Consider the following 18,947-nt stretch of genomic DNA (forward strand, 5'->3'; position numbering starts at 1 on the left):
TTTACTACTTATTTAAAATTACATTAGCAGATCAGTATTTTACTAACTTAGCCTAGTTTAATACTAAAAGTAGAGTAGTTAAGGCTGTTACAACCAAATTTAACACACTAAAAACTTTAACAAGCTGAGTTATAAAATTACAAAAAACCATTATAATTAAAGCACTTAGCGACATATAACCACAAAAAAGCAACGCACCATACCCGCCTTGATCATTCACACAAAGGAGCAGACTTAGTAAAATACTGATCCAAGCGGTAACTAGGAGGTATTTTCTTTGTAAATTAGTCGGCCGTTTTTTAAAAATATCTTTAAAATGATTAAATTTAGCCAACGCAAACGCGTTAAAAGCCAGCAAACAGAGGCTAAATTGTAATAACTCCATCATGCTTTTTGCCCTTTTAAGTCAGAACTAGTATTTTTTTTTATCGCTTTTGTAGTTGGCTTGGCAGTACGTAATTTTTCGGTTTGTATAAAAAACAATATGCCTGAGAGTATAAACAGCGCATCAAAGGTGAATAACGCCCACTGTTTATTTATTAAATAACTAACTATATTACCGTTAGTTGTTAGCGCATTAATTACAGGCACTGCTAAACAGGCTAAGCTATTTATTGCCGCCATAACTCGCCATTGCACTCTATCGCGCTTTATAAGCGCTACAATAGCCACCACAAGCCAGGTTAAAAAGAACGCCAACACTTCTTTATCAGCACGCCCGGCAACTTGTAGGCTAAGTACTCTATTAGCAATAAAAAACGCACAGGTAGCTAAAGGAAGCCCCATTAAAGTAGCTAGGTTTAATCCTTCGACTAATTTTAAGCCAAACGATGGGTGAGCATTTTTTTTCATTCGCTCACGTAAGCGTTTTGCCCACATAATGCAGCCAGAGGCAATCATTACACAACCCGCAATACCTCCTAAAAAGTAGAGCCAACGTAGTAATGGTTCGGCTAAGCGCCCGGTATGCATTGAGTTTAACGATTCATAAAGCGCTTTACCTGCACTTAGTTCTTCATCGGTTTGGGCTACTAACTCCCCAGTGGCGCCACTAAATATTAACCGCGGCGTTTGGTCACGAAATGCTTTTTGTGGGCTAACTAGTACAGTGATAGTTGATGCTGCCATATTAGGATTACTTACCTGTACACGGCGAATATCAGCATTTGGCCACTTAGTATAAAGTTGATCTAAAATGCTATTTACTTTTACCATAGGCGCTGCACCCTGCGCTTTGTCAGTTACATTATTACGCGGTGTAACATCATTAAAAAAGTCTCGCATACCTTTGTCGTAACTAGTTTCTGCCGGGTAAGGAAACAGCATAAAGATTAAGGTAATTAACCCAGTGTAGGTAATCATTAAATGAAAGGGCAGGGCTAATACTGAGCTTATATTATGAGCGTCGAGCCATGTACGGCTGCCTTTATTGCGCCTAAAGGTAAACATATCTTTAAAAATACGCTTGTGGATCACCACCCCCGACACAATGGCAATCAGCATAAATAAACTTGCAAAACACACAATCCAGCGCGCTGTAATAACATCTATGTAATGTAAATCAAAATGCAGGCGATAAAAAAAGTTACCGCCTTTGGTTTCTCTAAAAGGTGCAAGCGGCTGCATAGTATTTGGATCTAATTGCGTGTCTTCAAATTTACTTCTACGCTGGCCCGGCTCTTTAGGTTTTGCAAAGCCGTAGGTTAAGTAAGGTACGCGTTGTTCAGGAAGTGTTATACGCCAATTTGGGGCATTGCTTGCTTGAGCGTTTAAGTAATCAAAACCTGTAATTATTTGCTGTTTTTGGGCACTTATACGATCAGATTGTGCTTGAATATTATGAATTTCGGGCTGATTCCATAAACTCATTTCGTCTCTAAAAAAGCTCAACGTACCAGAAAAAAAGATCAAATAAAGTAACCAACACACTAATAGCCCAACCCAGGTATGTAACCAGGTCATTGAACAAAAAAAACTATCCTTCATACCCAACCCTTTATTAGTGCTAATAAAATTAATTGTGCTGCAGTAGCTAGTAAAATACTGATCCATACTGTTTTTAATGACTTAACATAAAAAGCGTAAATAAATACCAGCGTATAAATTAAAATACTTAACGACACGCTCATCAAAACTGCATCCGCTTTATTTAGTTGCAAAATAGCGCTCAGTAGCGAACAGCTCACCGCGGTAAAAAAGTAGCCACCGACAATGGCAATTAAAAAGCGTAAACACACTTTAAAAGCATAACTAAAATGGCTTATGTGCTGAAATATCAAAAGCGGCTTTAATAAAAGCAGCTTAGTTGACCCTAAACTAAGTGATGAAGCCTGCATAATGAGTCAATCCCTTAAATATGGCGAAAAATAAAAGTGCTATTATATAGTTTATGAATACAAAAGATAGTGATTCCTATTTGCATGTGTAAATTAACTTTAACTTAGTATAATATTGATCCCAAATACGCTTAAGCGCCTTGCTTGGTAGTTAACTTAGGTTTATGGTTAATTTACCCTTTAAAAATAGTAAGTAGAATAATGATGAATAATCACGAAAAGCTAAACTATGTAGAGTTTCCAGCCGCTAATTTAACCGCAACTAAAGCGTTTTTTAGCCAAGTTTTTAATTGGCAATTTACCGACTACGGCCCAGACTACACGGCTTTTAGCGGGCAAGAGCTTAATGGTGGGTTTTACCAATCGCCGTTAAAATCGAGTACTGAAGAGGGTGGGGCGCTATTGGTTTTTTACAGCAGCGATATTCATGCAACACAAAGAAAAGTAACCTTATACGGCGGTAAAGTAATTAAACCTATTTTTGAATTTCCTGGCGGTTGTAGGTTTCATTTTACCGAGCCAAGCGGTAATGAGTTTGCAGTATGGGCTGAAAAACACTAGGTTATATAATAGGTTAAGTGCATAACCAGTAATAGATCACTATTATACTAACTAGTAGTTAGGCACGCTAAAATAAACCGATTTTTTACCAACTCAATACCACAAATAACGAATAGAGGCCTAAATTTGAGTGAAAAACAGTCAAAAAAGATAGAATTGAATGAATTAGTAGCTCAAGTTAGTAAATGCGTGATCTGCGAGCCGCAATTACCGTTAGGAGCGCGCCCCGTAATACAATTTAACCCTAACGCCCGAATATTAATTGCAGGCCAAGCGCCCGGTATAAAAGTACACCAAAGCGGTATACCGTTTAACGATCAAAGCGGTGAACGCCTAAGGCAGTGGTTAGGGCTTACTAACGATCAGTTTTATGATGCCAATAACATTGCAATTTTACCTATGGGGTTTTGCTATCCGGGTAAAGGCAAGTCGGGCGATTTACCACCACGTAAAGAATGTGCCCCAGCTTGGCGCGCGCAGCTTTTAGCCGCCTTGCCTAATTTACAGCTCACTATTGTGCTAGGTAAGTATGCTCAGGCTTATCATTTACCCGACACTAAAAAGCTACCGCTTACTGAGTTAGTAAAATCGTGGCGTGACTATTGGCCAAGCCATTTAGTACTACCACACCCCAGCCCGCGTAATAATATTTGGCTTAAAAAGAATCCTTGGTTTGAACAGGAGGTACTGCCAGAGTTAAAAAAACGCGTAGCAGAGGTATTATTGTAGGCAAGTAGCTTGTTGCCGCGCACACCTAATGCAAACATTTAAATAATTATATTTTCGTTGAAAATATTGCGCCAGCAAGCATAGCTTGCCTACGAGTAAAACCAAGTACGTTTGCTTTTGTCTACTCATATTACGCGTATCTAATGCAAACATTTAAATAATTATATTTTCGTTGAAAATATCGCGCCAGCAAGCTTAGCAACTTCGAGTAAACCTATGGCTGTGCTTAAATTTTATTGTAAGTGCGACTTTAAATCGCACTTAGTACTAAACGCTTTATTTTTACTGATTTTGCAACAAAGACAATAACTGATCTTTTGATAATTGCCCGGTGTTGCTGCTGCCGCTGAGTACTTTGTCGGCAAGGGCTTGTTTGTGCTCATGCAGTTGCAGTATTTTTTCTTCTATGGTGTTTTGCGCAATTAAACGATACACGGTTACAGGGCGTGTTTGCCCTAAGCGGTGCGCTCTGTCGGAGGCTTGCTGCTCAACCGCGGGGTTCCACCAAGGATCTAAGTGCAGCACATAGTCGGCGGCAGTTAAATTAAGCCCGGTGCCGCCAGCTTTTAAACTAATTAAAAATAAAGGCGCCTCACCTGCCTGAAACTTATCAACCTGTTGCTTGCGTTTGTTGCTGCTCATGCTGCCATCAAGGTAACAATATGCTATACCGCGTTTTTTTAGTCGCTGTTCAACTAATTTAAGTACATCAACAAACTGGCTAAAAATAAGTGCTTGGTGATCATTTTCAAGTAATTCTTCAATTATTGCTTCGGCGGTGTCGAGTTTACTTGACGGTAACTTACTGTTTTCAATTAATAACTGCGGAGCAATACACGCGCGGCGCAATTTAGTTAATGACGCCAATATAGTAATGTATTGGCTGTCTTCTTGGCTGGCTTGCTCAAGCGCGTTTAAGCGAGTGGCTTCGTAAAGAGCTTGCTCTTTATCGCTGAGCGCAAAAGTAAGGTTTATTTCGGTTTTATCGGGTAACTCGGTCAGTACCGTTTTTTTATTACGGCGTAAAATAAACGGCGCAATTAATGTTTTTAGCGTATCAGCCTGCTGCTGGTTTTTATCGGCATTACCAAAGCGCTTTTTAAACTCAGCTAATGAATGTAAAAAACCCGGCATTAAAAAGTTAAATAGGCTCCACAGTTCACCTAAATGATTTTCGATAGGTGTGCCCGAAAGCGCAACTTTAAACTGGCCATTAAGTGCAAAAGCAGCTTTAGCACGAAGGCTTAATGGATTTTTAATGGCTTGTGCTTCGTCTAGTACAATATTGGCAAATTCGTACGCAGCTAATTGATCCCCTATTAAAGGTAATAAGCCATAACTAACAATTACTAGGTCATTAGCGGTAGCACCGGCTAGCACCTCATCAGTTGCGGCTGCATTATCAATAGTTTTAATATTGAGGGTAGGGGTAAATCGCGCAGCCTCTACCTGCCAGTTATGACATACCGATTTTGGCGCTATAACTAAGCTGGCACCTAAAGCACTGCGCATTTGTAATACGTTGAGTGTTTGTAGCGTTTTACCTAAGCCCATATCATCGGCTAAACAGGCATTTAACCCCCAGTTAGCCAGTTGCATTAACCATTTTACGCCAACCACTTGGTAGTCGCGTAATATATTAACTAAATGCGCGGGTAATACGGGTTCACTTGGGCGCTCAAATTTAGCTAAGCGCTGTTGCCAGTTTGCACCAAAGCTAACATCACTCAATTCTGCAGCACTGTGATACAAAGGAAGAGCGCGCGCATTAGCAATACGAAGTTGATCGTCGGGGGCGTTTTTAGTTTTACTTTGCATGCCCTCTAAGCGATTTAATAAGTTAGTTAGGCGCTGATCTAATAATAACGAGTTATTTTCGTCAAACTCTATAATACTGCCACGACGCGGGGCTTTAAGGAGTGTTTGCAAAGCAATAATTTGACCATCGGGGAGCGATAATTTACCACTAACACTGAGCCAATCGTTATCATCATTTAAATTAAGAGAAAGGTGCTTACTATTGGCAACCTTCATACCTTGGGCGTTTTCATCCCAACTTAATACTAGTGCGTTGTCTTTTTGCGCGGCTTCTAATTGTATTATGGCTTGGCTAATATCTTCTGGTAAATAAAACTGCTGATGCGCGCTGTTATACTGCGGATGCTCTTGATCGGCAAATACGCCAGCTAAATTACTAAGTAGGTTTTTTAAAGCGCGTTTTTCTGCTTTTAAATCACGTTTTACAACGCTGTTATCGGCTTGCTCGTTATCGCTATAGGCTAAGGTTATTGCGCCTATTGCGGGCTCAACCCATGGGCCGTCAACACCAAATGGCATAGTATAAAAGTTAACGTCTATACCCATTGGGGTTAACTTAATTACTGCGGCTAAATCAACAAGCCCTTGGCGCACGTTATTAACCGCAGAAAACTCGCTGCGGCTACTGCTAATATAATGCTCCTCCGACAAGGCCTCTAATGCCGCATTAAGTTGTGGCAGTTTTTCTTCTGTTAAGTTATTAGGTTGCTGAGCAAGCAGGCTATTTAGTTTGTGTTGTTTGTCGTCTACTACAAATACTTGGTAACTATTAGCGTGGCTGTGGGTAAGTAAAAAGTCGCCGTCTATGTCGGTAATTTTAGGCTGTATAATTAATTGGTAACAGTCGTTAATATTTTGCCCAATTTCAATTATAAACTCACCTTTGTTAAGCGTAACTAAATTACCTTTAATGTCTTCAAGCCCTTTGAAGTTAATTAGCGCTTGCAACACCGCGCTGGTTGCTTGTACTTCACTGTAACCAAAGCCCGCATGATTACTAATTACTTGCACTAAATTATGATCGGCTGGGCTAAGTAAATGTCGGTATTGAGCATTGTCAAGATCATAAATATTTACTTTACGGCCTTTAGTCCATTCGCCTTTGCTGTTGTGTTTTTGCACTTTGGCTTGAATAAGTGGCAGGTCTAAATGGGTAAGGTCTAGCTGCCAAACTAGGCGCTCATTTTGCGTTGGAGTATCTATTTTACTTACTTCATTTAACCAACGCTGCCATTGTGGCACGCGTTTAAAATGCTGTAATAAACCGGTATCTGGCAATGGTGTATCGTGCGTTAGCCAATTTGCTAAATGCGTGCACTGCTCACCTAGCCAGTGCTGATGCTGTTGGCTTGAATGAATTAATTGGCTCAGCAGTTTACTGTTATCTCTAAGGGCATTAATTTGCTCTTCGCTGCCGTGCTTTATTAAAGCCAATAATAGGCAAAAAAGAGGCGCTAGTGCATTTGGGTTTGCCTGTAGGTTTGCAATCGTATCGTGTAGTAAGCGCTGCTCAAAACTTATTACTTTTTCGGGTGCGAGTAACAAAAATTCAATGGCTTGCGTTGTGCTACTGAGCTCGCCGAGTTGTTTGTTATACCAATTTTTATGTGTTTTTAGCTGTTTTAAATCGGCTTCAGTACCACTGGCATATAAACACACCATATACAGTAAACCGCTTATTTCACACGGATAGCTACCCTTAACAAAGGTTTTACGATAAAGCGTTAACCCCGTTTTAAATTGTTGCAGCGCTAATTCTAAATGAGTGCCGTCAATGGCAAGGCTATTAGCCTGACTAAATATTACTAAGTTACTGTGCGACTTATCAATGAGTAATTCATTATAGTCAGGTTGTTGCAGCAGCGTAGCTAAGCTTTCGTTTAGGTAAATTCGCTTACTTGGCTCAATAGTGGTCGCGGTACTTTGTACTATTGATGGCCATGAATGCTCAGCAGTTAGATTAAAAAATTCACCGCGAATAAAATGCTCTAAACATATTTGTTGCCACTGCGCGGGTAAAGCTAACCACAGCTGCTTACTGTATTTTGATTGTGCTAGTAAATTAATAAAGTGATGATCAATTTCAGGCTCTGCAGATGACGCTAACGGCGAGCCTTCACTTTTCTCAATGCTATTAAATAGCTCAAACATAAACATTAAAGCACTGTCGTTAAAGCGGTATATGGTGGTTATTTGCGTTAAAAAGCTTTTAATTAAGCCAGGGCAGTACTCTAACAAACTTACAATTGCATATACGATGGCATCAATAGAAAGTTTATGATTTTGCCTAAACGGTTGCTCCCAAACCAGTGATTGTTCTTCTAACTCGCGGGTAATTTTTTTTACTTCGGCGAGTGAAAACGAATACCCGTTTATAAAATGATTAAATAGCAGTTTAGAAAACAGCTGAGGCGAATTTTGATAGCTGTAAGATGAAGAACTTAAAAGTAAACTTAATAAAACACAAAGCTTTTTTTGATCATCAATCGTGGTTACTGGGGCAAAAGTAGATAAAGACATAAAACACTATAATAAACACAAGATAACTGAGTATATACTCCCGCGCCTTTAGGTTACAACCTAAAGGGCTGCTTAACCCGTTAAGGGTTAAATTTACGCCAATTAATAGCTGCTTACCTTGATTTGGGTATAGTTAATTACAAATGGTATACTAGATTTTTATAAAAACTAGCTGAGTCTAATGTTAACTATTTCAAATACCGTGACCATTGATGAATGGGAAGTCGAATTAACCGCAGTTCGCTCGCAAGGTGCCGGTGGACAAAACGTTAATAAAGTAGCCAGCGCTATCCATCTTCGTTTTGATATTAACCGCTCTAAATTACCCGACTTTTATAAAGAACGTTTACTTGCACTAAACGACAGCCGCATAACCAAAGACGGCGTATTAATAATAAAAGCGCAAAGCCACCGCACACAAGAGCTTAATCGCGAAGATGCATTTAAACGCTTAAAAGATCTAATTATTAGCGCAACTAAAGTAAATAAAGCCCGCAGAGCCACTAAACCGAGCCGTAATTCGCAGCGTAAACGCATGGATAAAAAAACCAAACACGGCCAAACCAAAGCGTTACGCGGCAATATTAAGCTTTAAAAGTAAGGCGTTAAGCTTGCTGACGCGCGGGCGAAGCCCGAATATTTTCTTGATATAAGACTTCTTCTTTTTCTGATATCTATTTTATATGCGTCTGTTTTTTGTGTAATAGCCCATTAAGTAAATTATTCACAAAAAAGGGATGAGGCGCTGCGCTTTAAAGAAGAAAGGGAAGTGGGCTGCAAACTCAGCGCTTGTAACCCAAAATCAGCATCGATGTTAACGCTAATCGTAGGTATGATGGCGTGTAGTATTAAATTTATTTAATAATCTATGCATCGCATATACCGCACTTAAGCTAATAACAACAGCCACTGTCACAGAGCTAAACCTATACAGCGCACTGTAAATCAAGTCTTGCCCCGGGGCTAACGACTGCCCAAATAAAATACCAAACGTGGTTAAAACACCAAAGCCAATGCCCGGCGGCCCCCCACCTAAAATATGAAAACGACTAAATATAAACGATAAAATCCACAACACAATAACAGGAAACAGTAAAAAGTCGGTATGGGTGTATAAAAATAGCTGCGACAAAAGTGCGGCATTACAGCCTATAAGCGTGCCAATTATACGCTGCCAACTGGCTATGCCTGCGGCTTTCCAGCATAACGAAAATAAAATTAAAATAGATGCCGCCTGCGCCGAAATAGAGTCTTGTAAATCCAGTGCCTGAAAAACAATAAACGATAACGTAGCCACGCTCGAGCACAACAGCACTTCGTGGCGAATACTTGCTTTATCTTTTGTTGGCACTGCACGCCCAGGGCGCGCAGTAACATCGGGAAATAAACCATGCATTACTGCTGCAATTACTACAGTTAAAATAATGGCTATACCGTTACTTAAAATAAGCGGATAAATACTGCTACTACCAGTTACATAGCTGGCAAAGTGTAATTGAATCGATAAACTAACCGCACCTAAGGCACCAAACAAAAAGCCACTTCCGCTACTCATTTGGTAAAATAAAATACAAAAGCAGGCAAATACAATCAGTACCATAAGTACCGGCAAGTGCGAAAATAACCCCTGCAATATAAGCACAACAAGCGCGCTAAATGCGGCACTGGCAAAAAACTGCCTAACCACAGATTTATTTAACGTTGGCACTAAACCTAATAGCAGCATGGGGTAAACAGTAAAAAAAATCCCATTTGGCCAGTTCATTAATTTACTAATAGCAAACCCTAACGTGCACCCGCCGGCAATACGCAGCGCTTGGCGTAGGCCGTTAGAGTCAAGTTGTGGAGACTGGCTAATTTTTTGACTCATTTTGCCTCCACTAATAAATGTAATGTAACCAGCTAATAAAACGTATTTGTGATGCGCCTAACCATTGTCCAAATTTTGACTCAGGAAGTAGTTGCACCGTAGCACGCGCGCCACTAGGCATATTAGCAATTAGCGCTTGATCGTTTTTTAATAACTGCAAATGAATACGTTGGCGCTGTGCGTCGCGTACCCAACGGTTACTGGTTTCGGTAGTGCTTAGCAAGCCATTGGCACTTAATTGGCCATCGCTTACACCCGCTTCAAAAGTACTAATTTTTGCGTCGTATACTTCACCGGGACAGCTATCAAAAACCACTTTTGCTAAACTACCTGGGTGCATATTAAGCAGTGATTTTTCACGAAAGTCGGCTACTAAATCAGCCTTTTTAGCCACAATAGCTAACAAAGGTTGGCCACTAAGAGCATAAGCACCGTCAAGTAATTGCAAGTTGGCAACCACACCATCGCTTAAAGCACGTACTTGTGTATACGATAAGTTAAGCTCAGCTTGCGCTAACTGATTCGCTCCATGGCGCAGCGCTAAGTTATCCTCCCCTGATGTGCCACGCGCTAAAACAGCTTCGGCTAATTGCGCTTCAAAAGCCGCTACGTTTGATTTACTTGCAGCAAAGTTAGCCCGAATACTCTCCAGCTCTTGTTCCGATATAGAGTTTTGCTTATAGAGCTTTTCGCCTCTACTTTTTAATAAGCTTTGCTCATGTTGTTTTGCTTTAGCTGCACTAATTTGTGCCTCAAGCGCTTTAACATTAGTATCAAGGCGTTTATTTTGTAATTTGGCATCATCGAGGGTTAGTTTAGCTTGTTCAACAGCCAGTAAGTAAGTACTTTGATCTATCTCAAACAATATATCACCAGCCTTTACCGGTTGGTTATTGCTAACTAACACCTTAGTAACACGGCCACTTATTTGCGGTGAGATTTGTACTACTGGGTGGTAAACACGCGCTTGTGGCGTTACTGGCAGCCAAATATCGGCTATAACATAGTATAAAAACACTAAAATGAATCCAACGAGTGAAAGCCTCACATAGCGCGCAAATTTTTGATCAGGTGTCATTGTTAACCTTATTAGAACTGTGATATTTAATATAATTTTTTGCGTTGTCTTCCATTTTAATTAAACCATGAGCCATTACATCTAACTGCTCATCGTTTAGTCCATTATAAAGCTGATTTTTAATATCAGTGATCTGTGCCTCTACCGCCTTTAATATATTGCGGCCTTGCTCTGTAAAATAAATTTTTTTACTGCGCTTATCGTGCTTATCAACTTGACGGGTAATAAGAAAAAGCTCTTCGAGTTGCTTAAGGGTACGCGTAAGCGACGGCATTTCTATGCCTAAACTATGCGCCAACGCTTGTTGAGTTACTCCCTCTTTCAGCATATTTATATGCACCAAAGCAATCCAACGCGATTGAGTTAAGCCTAGCGGCTCAACGGCAACTGTAACAACTTCTCGGCATAATCTATGCACTCGACCCATACTGCCACACAAGGTTAAATCGAGTGTTTCATGAAAAGGAACCGGTTTAGACATTTCAACCTCTAACTACTTAGCATGCTAAGCACTTTACCATTAGTTAGCATGCTAAGTAAATATTTAGCTAGGGTTTAGTAAAGGTTTAGCCGCTAAAACACTAGGGGTTGTTGATCTTTTAAGATTTAATTTGCAGCGTTATATTTGGTTTTAGGTAAGGCAGAGCCTGTGTAGTGTGGTTACTCCCATAAAAAGGCGGTAACCACACATAAATACCAAACACGCCCTAGGCTAAAAGTTGAGTAGGTTAGCGGGGGAGTATTGATCGGTAAGGACTTTTGTATTTTCAGGCCAATCGTGATTATTTTTTGTAAAGTGCAGCATTTGGCTAATAGCTTTAATATTTACACCGTAAGGCAATAGCAGAGGGGTTAACTCACTTACGCGTTTATTAATATGCGCTTGGGTAAGGGTACTTTTATTGCCGGCTAAAATAATACGATTACTGTAGTTTTTTCGGCTAACGTTAATAAAGTCGCCAAAAACAGCGTTATAAGTGGCCGACTCGTGCTCGTACAGTTTGCTCGATGAAAACGTATTTGCCGCAATAACGCCGTCACTCGCAAGCACACTTTTTAACTCTTCAAAAAACTCTTTAGTTAGTAAATGCTCGGGAATGTAGTCGCCATTAAATGCATCTAAAATTATCCAATCAAACTGCTGTTTTTTAAGCGCCGCACGTTTTATAAAAATACGACCGTCTTGTACTTTTGCCGTTACCTTAGTACTTTCTTTAAAATTAAAGTAATCGCGGGCCACTTTAATTACCGCAGGATCTATTTCAATATTTTCGATTATTGCCTTAGGGTAAAGCTCTGAAATGGTGTTAGACAAAGTGCCACCGCCTAAACCAATAATAAGTACTTTTTTAGGATCATCTATTAGCAACAAGCTTGAAAACACCAATTTAGTGTAATTAAAAACTAACTTTTTTGGCTCGTTAATATACATGCAACTTTGACTACTTTGGCTAGATTTTTCATCAAACTTTAAACAGCGTAAATTACCGGTTTCTTCCACTAATATATTACGATAAAGCGAGCGCTCGCTATGTATTGTTTTAGCCACACTTAAGTGTGAAAACAACAAGCTTAATAACATCAGCACATATAAAACCATGTAAAAATTGCTTTTATGCATAACGACGCTCCGCTAAAAATAGTTTATTTACCAGTATGGCTAGTAAGCCTAATACCGCTAAAGTTAAGGCAAAACCAATTATTATGGCGTTTACGTCAAACGCGAGCACCATATAAAATGAGGTAATAATAGTGCCTAGTGCGCTGCCCAAGGTACTTACAAAATATAACCCGCCAGCAACTTGGCCGCTGTGTTCGCTGTCGGTAACTAAAAGCCGAACCGAGTAAGGGGAGATCATGCCTAATATAATAGTAGGAACAAAAAATAATGCCGTAGAGGCGAGTAACGAGCCATAGCGGCTGTCTTCAATGTGAGTAAAAATAAATTCCATTATCGGGTTAGCAAATAACGCAATGGGCAACACCATAATGCTTGCCAATAAAAAAATACTCCCGTACTTGGCTAGGCTAGGGCGCTTAATTGACAATTTACCGCCAAGTAAATAACCAAACGATAGGCTCAGCATAAATACCGTAATTATACTGCCCCAAATATGTACGCTACTACCAAAAAACGGCGCTAAAATACGCCCACCTAATAGCTCAATTCCCATAATACTAAAGCCACTACTAAAGGCCAAAAAGTAAATAAGTGCATTGGTTTTGTTTAACATTTTATAATTCTTATCGTGTTATTTTTGTCCATATTAACGTGATGCTCAATAACTGGCTATGCTTTATTTTTATACTGTAAAGGGCGTTTACAGTACTGCCCCAAATGAAGCAGCTAAGGCAACCAACTAAAACCCAATTAAGTAGACACCCACTTTAAAAACTAGTGATTATTTAACCAAGAATAGTTTTACTCAAATATTGATAATAAGTGTAGGTGTCTACTTAACTCTCTATCTGAAATAATTATCTAGACACCTAACTATCTGAATACCCACTTAAAAACCAGTGACTATTCAACTAAGAATAGTTTTGTTCAAATACCCTAAATTCGGATAATAAGTGTGGGTGTCTACTTAATTTTAGGCAATAAAAAAGCTGCAGTAGCTTACTGCAGCCTTTATATATTTAAATACTAGCTACACACTAACTTAGTATGCACCGGCACTATAAATAAGTTCGTAGCTGTGGCTGTATATTTCTAGGATATTACCAAACGGGTCTTCCATGTAGATCATGCGGTATGGTTTTTCACCTGGGTAGTAATAACGTGGCTCGGCCATACGTTTTTTACCACCGGCGGCTACAATACGCTCTGCTAGGCCTTCAACATCTGGGTCTTGCACACAAAAATGAAAAATACCGGTTTTCCAATATTCAAAGTTATCTTTTGGGTTTTCTTGGTTTTTAAATTCAAAAATTTCTACACCAATACGATCGCCTGTAGATAAGTGCGCTATTTTAAATTTTTCCCATTTTTCACCAAACACTTCAGTACACATTTCGCCTATTGGGCTTTTGTCTTCGAGTATTTCGGTTGGCTCCATAATAGTGTACCAACCCATAACTTGAGTATAAAACTCTACTGCTTTTTCAACGTTTGGTACCGAAATACCAATATGCGAAAAACTACGTGGATAGGTATGACTCATAATAATGTTCCTGCTTATCTTGTTACTGGTTAATGCGTTTAGTTTACGAAGCCAGTTAAATTAAGTAAAATAATCATTAATCATCATTTTGAGTACATTTTGTAATGATAAATCCCATATGGTTAAATACGTTTTGTACTTTGGTTGAGGTAAACCACTTTACGCAAACAGCCGATCGCCTCCACATGACCCAGTCGGGTGTAAGCCAACACATTAAAAAATTAGAGCAGCACGTTAACTGTGCTTTGCTAGAAAGACACGGCAAACAGTTTTCGCTTACTGTGCATGGGCAAAATCTATATCAACAAGGCAGTTTATTACTTAAAGAGTGGCAGTTTTTAGAGCAGCAATTAAAAGACGACTCGCCTTACAGCGGTAAAGTAAAAATACAGTCGCCTGGTAGTTGTGGATTGCAGTTTTATAGCCAGTTATTAGCTTTGCAAACAAAGCACCAAGGGCTGAATATTGACTACCGCTTTGCGCCAAATATAAGTGTTGAGCAGGCTGTAGCTAACCATAATGCCGACATTGGTTTTTTAACCCAAGCACCCACACTTAGCGAAGTAACCAGCCATAAAATAGGTACAGAGCCGTTACTATTAGTTACCCCTGCACATATTAAAACCCCAACATGGCAAGCTTTATGTGAACTTGGCTTTATTGCTCACCCCGACGCTAAACACCACGCGCAACTTTTGTTGAGCGAAAACTACCCGCAGTTTGAACATTTAGAGCAAATAAAACACACCGGTTTTTCTAATCAAATTAGTTTAATACTGGAGCCGGTAAGCTTAGGCCTGGGCTTTACTGTGTTACCTGCGCATGCAATAAGTGCGTTTAATAAGCCTAAACTTATACAAACTCATTATTTGGCAAACCCTATAAGTGAAAATATTTACGTGTGCCACCATCGCAACAGGCCATTAGCAAAACGTATGCATACAGTAATTTACACAATAAAAGAGAGTTTATAATTGCTGTAATAATAAATCCCTTAACCAGAGTTCAAATTAAATAATTTAAAGGACTTATAAATAGTTACAGTCCATAATAGTTTTTCTGTTACGTTATAGTTACGTTAAAGCTAAGTGATTGAAGTAAGGAAGGTCATAATGCAAGTAAAGCAACTCCCAAGTATAACTTTAACTGGTTTAAAGGTAAGAACGTGTAACGCCGATGAAATGAACTCTGGCACTGCAAAAATAACGGAGCTTTGGCAAAAATTTGGTGAAAAGCATGGACAACAGCTAACAAAAAATACAAAAACGTATGGTGTTTACACTAACTATGAAAGCGATGTAACCGGTGAATTTGATGTAATAGCCTGTTGCGACGACTTATCGATTGGAGATCAAAAGTCAGTAAAAGTAACTACCGAGGCAGGGAGTTATTTAGTATTTAACGGGACAGGTGAAATGCCCGATGCGGTAATCGACCTGTGGGGCGAAATTTGGCAATACTTTAGCTCAGACGACTGTCGTTTTACTCGTACCTACAGCAGCGACTACGAATATTACAAAAGTGCTGATGAAGTAGAAATAGCCATAGCGGTTAAAGAATAAAGCTTTAGGCTTTAGGCTTTAGGCATAATTAAAAACGCTAGCTTAACTTGCTAGCGTTTTTTTATGCGCGTAAATATTAATTTTAGCGACTAGCACTTTTAAAGCCCTATATTACTAAGCTTCTAGCGCCATTGCTGCCATTTTCATCGCACTTGCAAACGACTTTGCGCCAGCAATAAATAAACCGTTATGACAAAAAACAGCATCTTCAAGCCCAGTTTCGTCCTGAAATTCTTTATCAGATAAACCAGCCCACGGTTTTGGGAGTGACTTGCGGTCTTCAAACGATCCTGGCTCAACCGGTACAGTTTGCACAATCCACTGGCCAGAGTGCGAAGGATAAACCATATATAATGCTTTATCAGAAAGCGCATGCACGGTTTTTTTCCACGGTGTGTATTGCTCTAACACAATTACACGTGGATCAGCTGCATTTTCAATCGCTTTAGCAACAATTGCTTTTGCATTAATGCCACCGTTAGCCGCAGCTATAAAGCGAGTTAAAATGCGCGATGCAAACTCAACCGCTTCATCAAAACAGGCATCAAAGTTGTTCTCTTCTTGCCACGTTGGGTTAAACATTGAAATAGTTTGGCTAAGGCTAATGCCTTTAGCAACGCCTTCAACATGGCCGCAGTCAATTGCATCAATAGTAGATACTAAACCAGAGTCAATTGCATTGGCTATTTCTTGGCTGCCTTGGCATATTTCAAGACCATATTTTTGCCAAATTAAACCAAATGAAGAAAAAGGAATACCATTTTCACGCGCACCGGCACCGCCACGTTGGTGGTGATCAAAACGGCCTGTCTCTGGGTTATGCTCGCCACCTACATCAATCACAACATCGGCTTTGCTTATAAGCTTCATATCGCGGGTGCGTATAAGTTTAAAAGAAGGATAAATATACTTAAGTGCAGCTACACTAAAAACATCATCTGCATGAAAAGTACCGTTGTGGGTTGCTATCGTTATATCATTCATTGGTTTTGTATCATTTTCTAAAAGGATAAGAAGGTCTCGCTATTTAAACGTTACGGTTTTGAAAATACTTAACAAGTAAAAATCATAAGGCGGATTCTATCTGATGAGCGCTAACAAAAACAGTAAACTGTTTTTTATCCTTGTTAAAGCAATTAAGCTCGCATGCAATAGCCCACTAATTATAGAGAGATGCAAAGCCACACGTTATTATTTTGCTGCGTTATTTTTGTATCAATAACCAAACTTTAGTTAAATTATCAGCTAAAGCATGGCTAAATGCCCTATTTTCTTAAACAACATAATATAAATGCAGATAAAGTTATTTTAATTTTTATTATTGCTGTAAATACTAAAAAATAACTCACTGCACTTTAACTTTCATAAAACAACTTAAACCATTGTTTATAAACAATTAAATAAAATACAGCACCAAATCCTAAATTCAGCCATAGGAATATAAATGTTACAAAATAGTTTCATACAAGACCTTTGACTAATCGTAATCTGTTGCTAGCTGCTTTATCCTGCCGCCTCTATTTTTATTTGCTTTAAACAAAGCTGTATTTTTATTTTGAGTGAGCAACTATGTTGCAGGAGAAGCCATGAATACCACGCCGCAAGATGATATTTCATCTGATGCAAAACCAGGAGCGGATACTCAAACCGCTACCAATAGCTATAAAAATCTACACAAGCCTAGCTCTGAGTTTAATAGCCGAGACGAATACCTAGAACACGAGCTGCAAATTATGCAGCCTAAACGCTGGCGCCCAAACTTACCCTTTAGAGATTACAGGTTCGAATTTGAAGACGCTATTCCTGCAATGGCTGCCACCATAGGTAAAGTGGTTATGGTTGCCGCCATTGCCGCAACGTTTGCAAGCCCACTGGGGTTAAGCGACGCTTTTGTTTTAGAAAACGTGCGTTACGAATTACTTATCGTCGCCTTTTTTATTATTTTGTTTTCAGGCTTTATTTTACCTACCGCTAACTTAGCCGGTACTCATGGCCCTTTAATTCCGTTAATTCCAATTGTAGTTGCAGCAGGGGGGCATCCTATGGCATTTGGCTTGCTCATAGCTGCCTTTGGTTTAATTTTGGCAATAAGTAAAGGCGGAACCCTACTGGCTAAACTAACCAGTAAGGGCGTATGTGGCGGGCTTTTACTCTACCTAGGGTTTATAGGCATAACCTCGCAAGTTAAAAAGCTGTTTGCATGGGCCGAAGCCATCGATATGACCCACATTGCCTTTATTGTTATTTTTTCCACTATAATTTTATATGCCATGTTAGAGCATTTTAAAAAGCGTTGGTTAGCCGTACCACTTAGCTGTATTTTAGGCGGCGCAATAGCCTTTGCATTAGGCGCACCGTTTGAGTTTCATACTGCACCGGGGCTGCCAAACATGGACCCTATGTACTGGTGGGGCGAAGACACTGGCTGGATGTTAGGCCTACCTACCCTAGAAAGCTTTGTAGTAGTACTGCCATTTGCAGTGCTTGCTGTTGCTATGTGGTCGCCGGACTTTTTAGGCCATCAGGTATTTCAAAAAATAAGCTACCCAAAACGTACCGAAAAAGTACAAATGAACATAGACGACACCATGCTTAGCGCATCAGTTAGGCAAACCTTTGGCTCGCTACTGGGCGGCGCTAACTTTGCATCATCGTGGGGTACTTACATAGTGCCAGCAGCCATTGCTAAACGCCCAATACCAGCAGGCGCTATTTTAACCGCACTATTTTGTATTATTGCCGGCGTATGGGGCTACCCTATGGACCTTGCAATTTGGCAACCAGTGCTATGTGTAGCGCTAATAGTAGGGGTATTTATTCCACTACTAGAAGCCGGCATGGAAATGACCCGCGTAGGTAAAACCACCCAATCAGCTGCTATTGTAGTATTTGCTTCAAGCTTAGTTAACCCAGCATTTGGTTGGTCACTCACCATATTGCTAGACAACTTAGGCTTTATTGGCTGTAAAGAAAGAAGTAAAGAACTCACCCGCATGAGCCGCTGGATCATTCCACTGGTCATGTTTGTACTACTAACCAGCGTAATGGCCATGGTAGGCATGCTGCCAGGTATACCCGCGCTAGTATCAAGCTTTAGGCACTAACTTTAAAAGTTAGCTTAAAGTAAATTACTCCCAGTAAGCGCATTTTATATGCGCTTACTGCGTTTTAAAGCTTAATTTTTTAGGTGGCAGCATAGAGCGAGAAGCAGACGGTCGGTTAAACTCGTTTTTGGACATAAGCTCGCTAGGGTAAAAGTTCTTTGAGTAATGATTGCCATTAGGAAAAGTATGACAATCAGGTATGTGA

At 39.7% G+C, this 18,947-nt stretch carries 17 protein-coding genes; 6 read left to right on the plus strand and 11 right to left on the minus strand.

Annotated features, from left to right (window positions below; genetic code table 11):
* Positions 1-52: 52 nt before the first annotated feature.
* The 3 genes from AAEZ18_RS15380 to AAEZ18_RS15390 are packed head-to-tail and all read right to left on the minus strand — an operon-like array spanning position 53 to position 2,336.
* Positions 53-388, minus strand: a complete 336-nt coding sequence (locus AAEZ18_RS15380) for a DUF3325 domain-containing protein (protein ID WP_350595251.1) — start codon at positions 386-388, stop codon at positions 53-55.
* Positions 385-1,986: a PepSY-associated TM helix domain-containing protein gene (locus tag AAEZ18_RS15385; protein ID WP_350595249.1), complete on the minus strand. Its 1,602-nt coding sequence runs from the start codon at positions 1,984-1,986 to the stop codon at positions 385-387. The genes AAEZ18_RS15380 and AAEZ18_RS15385 overlap by 4 nt, the downstream gene beginning before the upstream one ends.
* Positions 1,983-2,336 carry a hypothetical protein gene (locus AAEZ18_RS15390; protein ID WP_350595247.1) on the minus strand — a complete coding sequence of 118 codons (354 nt, stop codon included), beginning with the start codon at positions 2,334-2,336 and terminating at the stop codon, positions 1,983-1,985. Before AAEZ18_RS15390 ends, AAEZ18_RS15385 begins: the two co-directional genes overlap by 4 nt.
* Positions 2,337-2,540: 204 nt before the next feature.
* Between AAEZ18_RS15390 and AAEZ18_RS15395 the strand changes: the two genes are divergently transcribed.
* Positions 2,541-2,897, plus strand: coding sequence for a VOC family protein (locus tag AAEZ18_RS15395; protein ID WP_011329684.1), 357 nt, complete (start codon positions 2,541-2,543; stop codon positions 2,895-2,897).
* A gap of 156 nt (positions 2,898-3,053) precedes the next feature.
* The gene (locus AAEZ18_RS15400) at positions 3,054-3,626 is read left to right on the plus strand and encodes a uracil-DNA glycosylase family protein (protein ID WP_226898081.1); all 573 of its coding nucleotides are present in this window, start codon (positions 3,054-3,056) and stop codon (positions 3,624-3,626) included.
* A gap of 282 nt (positions 3,627-3,908) precedes the next feature.
* Here AAEZ18_RS15400 and AAEZ18_RS15405 read toward each other — a convergent pair whose 3' ends face one another.
* The gene (locus AAEZ18_RS15405) at positions 3,909-7,964 is read right to left on the minus strand and encodes a DEAD/DEAH box helicase (RefSeq protein ID WP_089369014.1); all 4,056 of its coding nucleotides are present in this window, start codon (positions 7,962-7,964) and stop codon (positions 3,909-3,911) included.
* A 181-nt stretch (positions 7,965-8,145) separates the two neighbouring features.
* Here AAEZ18_RS15405 and arfB point away from each other — a divergent pair, with 181 nt between their 5' ends.
* Positions 8,146-8,559 (plus strand): alternative ribosome rescue aminoacyl-tRNA hydrolase ArfB, encoded by a 414-nt coding sequence (arfB, locus tag AAEZ18_RS15410; RefSeq protein ID WP_011329681.1) that lies wholly within the window; start codon positions 8,146-8,148, stop codon positions 8,557-8,559.
* Positions 8,560-8,784: 225 nt separating this feature from the next.
* On the opposite strand, the gene AAEZ18_RS15415 is transcribed toward arfB, so the two are convergent.
* The 6 genes from AAEZ18_RS15415 to AAEZ18_RS15440 all read right to left on the minus strand — a co-directional run bounded on the left by AAEZ18_RS15415 (position 8,785) and on the right by AAEZ18_RS15440 (position 14,076).
* Positions 8,785-9,834 (minus strand): DUF2955 domain-containing protein, encoded by a 1,050-nt coding sequence (locus AAEZ18_RS15415; RefSeq protein WP_086997213.1) that lies wholly within the window; start codon positions 9,832-9,834, stop codon positions 8,785-8,787.
* 10 nt (positions 9,835-9,844) lie between these two features.
* A complete protein-coding gene (locus AAEZ18_RS15420) occupies positions 9,845-10,912 on the minus strand; it encodes an HlyD family secretion protein (protein WP_089369013.1) in 1,068 nt (355 codons plus the stop codon).
* Complete coding sequence (locus AAEZ18_RS15425) at positions 10,902-11,393, minus strand: MarR family transcriptional regulator (protein ID WP_089369012.1); 492 nt, start codon at positions 11,391-11,393, stop codon at positions 10,902-10,904. The genes AAEZ18_RS15420 and AAEZ18_RS15425 overlap by 11 nt, the downstream gene beginning before the upstream one ends.
* 231 nt (positions 11,394-11,624) lie before the next feature.
* The gene (locus tag AAEZ18_RS15430) at positions 11,625-12,512 is read right to left on the minus strand and encodes a spermidine synthase (protein ID WP_089369319.1); all 888 of its coding nucleotides are present in this window, start codon (positions 12,510-12,512) and stop codon (positions 11,625-11,627) included.
* 13 nt (positions 12,513-12,525) lie between these two features.
* Positions 12,526-13,146 (minus strand): fused MFS/spermidine synthase, encoded by a 621-nt coding sequence (locus tag AAEZ18_RS15435; protein WP_089369011.1) that lies wholly within the window; start codon positions 13,144-13,146, stop codon positions 12,526-12,528.
* A 429-nt stretch (positions 13,147-13,575) separates the two neighbouring features.
* Positions 13,576-14,076: a lactoylglutathione lyase family protein gene (locus AAEZ18_RS15440; RefSeq protein ID WP_011329672.1), complete on the minus strand. Its 501-nt coding sequence runs from the start codon at positions 14,074-14,076 to the stop codon at positions 13,576-13,578.
* Positions 14,077-14,180: 104 nt separating this feature from the next.
* On the opposite strand from AAEZ18_RS15440, the gene AAEZ18_RS15445 reads away from it, so the two are divergent.
* Both AAEZ18_RS15445 and AAEZ18_RS15450 read left to right on the plus strand, forming a co-directional pair.
* Entirely contained in the window at positions 14,181-15,050 is an 870-nt protein-coding gene (locus AAEZ18_RS15445; RefSeq protein WP_086996247.1) for a LysR family transcriptional regulator, read from the plus strand.
* 138 nt (positions 15,051-15,188) lie between these two features.
* Complete coding sequence (locus AAEZ18_RS15450) at positions 15,189-15,638, plus strand: GyrI-like domain-containing protein (protein ID WP_011329668.1); 450 nt, start codon at positions 15,189-15,191, stop codon at positions 15,636-15,638.
* Positions 15,639-15,752: 114 nt separating this feature from the next.
* Here AAEZ18_RS15450 and AAEZ18_RS15455 read toward each other — a convergent pair whose 3' ends face one another.
* Complete coding sequence (locus tag AAEZ18_RS15455; RefSeq protein ID WP_350595244.1) at positions 15,753-16,622, minus strand: MYG1 family protein; 870 nt, start codon at positions 16,620-16,622, stop codon at positions 15,753-15,755.
* Between the two features lie 602 nt (positions 16,623-17,224).
* On the opposite strand from AAEZ18_RS15455, the gene AAEZ18_RS15460 reads away from it, so the two are divergent.
* Positions 17,225-18,742 (plus strand): DUF3360 family protein, encoded by a 1,518-nt coding sequence (locus tag AAEZ18_RS15460; RefSeq protein ID WP_011329666.1) that lies wholly within the window; start codon positions 17,225-17,227, stop codon positions 18,740-18,742.
* The last annotated feature ends 205 nt before the right edge of the window (positions 18,743-18,947 follow it).

The sequence above is a fragment of the Pseudoalteromonas sp. 19-MNA-CIBAN-0066 genome (assembly GCF_040308705.1).
Lineage (GTDB): Bacteria > Pseudomonadota > Gammaproteobacteria > Enterobacterales > Alteromonadaceae > Pseudoalteromonas > Pseudoalteromonas nigrifaciens.

What these genes read in the sequence shown, in the direction of transcription:
- AAEZ18_RS15430 (WP_089369319.1), bottom strand. Translation starts at nt 12,512, where the DNA reads ATGGTTTTATATGTGCTGATGTTATTAAGCTTGTTGTTTTCACACTTA.
- AAEZ18_RS15455 (WP_350595244.1), bottom strand. Translation starts at nt 16,622, where the DNA reads ATGAATGATATAACGATAGCAACCCACAACGGTACTTTTCATGCAGAT.
- AAEZ18_RS15385 (WP_350595249.1), bottom strand. Translation starts at nt 1,986, where the DNA reads ATGAAGGATAGTTTTTTTTGTTCAATGACCTGGTTACATACCTGGGTT.
- AAEZ18_RS15435 (WP_089369011.1), bottom strand. Translation starts at nt 13,146, where the DNA reads ATGTTAAACAAAACCAATGCACTTATTTACTTTTTGGCCTTTAGTAGT.
- AAEZ18_RS15460 (WP_011329666.1), top strand. Translation starts at nt 17,225, where the DNA reads ATGAATACCACGCCGCAAGATGATATTTCATCTGATGCAAAACCAGGA.
- arfB (WP_011329681.1), top strand. Translation starts at nt 8,146, where the DNA reads ATGTTAACTATTTCAAATACCGTGACCATTGATGAATGGGAAGTCGAA.
- AAEZ18_RS15415 (WP_086997213.1), bottom strand. Translation starts at nt 9,834, where the DNA reads ATGAGTCAAAAAATTAGCCAGTCTCCACAACTTGACTCTAACGGCCTA.
- AAEZ18_RS15440 (WP_011329672.1), bottom strand. Translation starts at nt 14,076, where the DNA reads ATGAGTCATACCTATCCACGTAGTTTTTCGCATATTGGTATTTCGGTA.
- AAEZ18_RS15380 (WP_350595251.1), bottom strand. Translation starts at nt 388, where the DNA reads ATGATGGAGTTATTACAATTTAGCCTCTGTTTGCTGGCTTTTAACGCG.
- AAEZ18_RS15390 (WP_350595247.1), bottom strand. Translation starts at nt 2,336, where the DNA reads ATGCAGGCTTCATCACTTAGTTTAGGGTCAACTAAGCTGCTTTTATTA.
- AAEZ18_RS15425 (WP_089369012.1), bottom strand. Translation starts at nt 11,393, where the DNA reads ATGTCTAAACCGGTTCCTTTTCATGAAACACTCGATTTAACCTTGTGT.
- AAEZ18_RS15445 (WP_086996247.1), top strand. Translation starts at nt 14,181, where the DNA reads ATGATAAATCCCATATGGTTAAATACGTTTTGTACTTTGGTTGAGGTA.
- AAEZ18_RS15405 (WP_089369014.1), bottom strand. Translation starts at nt 7,964, where the DNA reads ATGTCTTTATCTACTTTTGCCCCAGTAACCACGATTGATGATCAAAAA.
- AAEZ18_RS15395 (WP_011329684.1), top strand. Translation starts at nt 2,541, where the DNA reads ATGAATAATCACGAAAAGCTAAACTATGTAGAGTTTCCAGCCGCTAAT.
- AAEZ18_RS15450 (WP_011329668.1), top strand. Translation starts at nt 15,189, where the DNA reads ATGCAAGTAAAGCAACTCCCAAGTATAACTTTAACTGGTTTAAAGGTA.
- AAEZ18_RS15420 (WP_089369013.1), bottom strand. Translation starts at nt 10,912, where the DNA reads ATGACACCTGATCAAAAATTTGCGCGCTATGTGAGGCTTTCACTCGTT.